The sequence below is a fragment of the Variovorax sp. 01T439_2 genome (assembly GCF_056398445.1).
In genome coordinates, this window is record NZ_JBFTPJ010001144.1 from 1 (window position 1) to 1,629 (window position 1,629).

The following is a 1,629-nucleotide window of genomic DNA, read 5'->3' on the forward strand; positions in this document are numbered from 1 at the left end:
GCCCAGGCCCATGCCCACCTGAAGAAGAATGAACTCGGCACGGATCCGATCGAGGAACGGGCGCACCGGGTCGGCCATCATCCGATCGCTGCCGACGAAGAAGTTCGTGAAACGCACGCCCCAGGTTCCTGTGCCTTCCATGCCCGCAAAGGATGGGCATTCGCGCAACTCGATCGCCGGGTCGTCGCACGGCACCATGAACATGATCTCGTGGGATGCTTCGCCGCTGGCGACGACTGTGGCTGCGCCGCCGAAATAGTGGTTCTTGCCCAGGTTGCTCACCCACGGCAAGGTGCCGTTGACCACATGGCCGCCTTCGACCCTTTCAGCCTTGAGAAGCATTTGCTCGATGCCGGTCATGGCCTTCATCGGGTTGCTTAGCGCCGTGCCGCCGAGCGTGTCACCGCGAACATGCCGCTCGAAGCGTTCACCCCGGAAGACTGGATTGCCGCACTTCTCCATGTAGAGCGTGCAGGCCGATTGGCACCACACCATGAAACCTGTGGCCCCGCACACGCGTGACACCTCGGTGATGGCCTGGATCGCCGCCACGAAATCGGGCTGGCCGTCCAGGGACGTCTGGGCCCGGTAGGCACCTGCCTTGCCCAATTCGCGCAGGACGCTTGCGGGATAGGTGCCGATGCGGTCGATTTCGTCGACCATCGCTGCAAGCGATCCGCTCGCCACCGCCCGAACGGCATCGAGCATTTGCGCGCGGGCAGGCTCGGCATCGGTGGCCGCTGCCGCCGTCTGAAGTACTGCTGACATGGTAGGCCGGTCCCGACCGCTCAGGCGAGCGCGATGTCGAAGGGGATGGGGTTGCGCATCGTGTTGGCAACCGGCGAATTCATGTTTGCGTGCTTGACGATGTCGTCCAGAACTTCGCGCGGTGCGTCGCCTTCGACGAGCACCTTCACCCGAATCTGCTGAAAGCCCATTTCCAAAGGCTGCTTCTGTGCTCCGCCCGCGCCCCAGGCCGCGGGATTGCCGATATCGCCTTCGAGGAAGATCTCGAGTCTGGTGAGCTTGACGTTGCGGTGCGTTGCAACGGCGGTGATGCCCACACACAGGCAACCGCCCAGGCCGGACAGCACAATCTCGCCAGGGGCAGGCGCCGTGTCCTGGCCGAACAGATGCGGTGGCTCGTCCACGACCACCGGCGTGTGGTCACCGACGTAGCTCAGTGTACGGAACTTGCCATCGACGATGGTGTGAACCTTGTTGGTACCGCGGGAGGTGGGGTTGTTGCGCCCCTTTTCTGCGAAGGCAAGCAGGCCTTCGCGATCGATGGGACGCAGGTAGGTCTTGAGGGTGGACTGGCTGGTTTCGGCTGCGCGTGCAGGGGACGTGATGGTCATGGGTGGCTCCAGTGAATGGTGCTTTCCCAAGCGCAAGAGCCATGCCACAGGCCTCATCGTTCTCGAGCGCGTCTAACTCGTTGTTTTCTTTGAGGATTTTCTCGTTCGCATGTCTGGCGCCAACGACTCGACAGGAGAGGCTCTACAAATTGTCCGACCGAATGTCGACAATTTGTCGAACCGCGGATCGGCCGACATTGGACGAAGTGCGAGATCAAGAACAGCGCCGTGCTCATCCACGACGATGTGGCCAGCACGATGGGCAATGTGC

General features: G+C 62.2%; 2 protein-coding genes. Both read right to left on the reverse strand.

Translation table 11 applies throughout. The annotated features are described in order from the left end of the window. The coding region (locus tag AC1DOC_RS32860) for an acyl-CoA dehydrogenase family protein (RefSeq protein WP_478131467.1) at positions 1-768 on the reverse strand (768 nt) is incomplete at its 3' end. A gap of 20 nt (positions 769-788) precedes the next feature. After that, positions 789-1,358: an OsmC family protein gene (locus AC1DOC_RS32865; protein WP_478083498.1), complete on the reverse strand. Its 570-nt coding sequence runs from the start codon at positions 1,356-1,358 to the stop codon at positions 789-791. Positions 1,359-1,629 lie beyond the last annotated feature (271 nt).

Excerpts from the sequence above, each read along its gene's own strand:
- AC1DOC_RS32865 (WP_478083498.1), bottom strand. The coding sequence starts at position 1,358 with ATGACCATCACGTCCCCTGCACGCGCAGCCGAAACCAGCCAGTCCACC.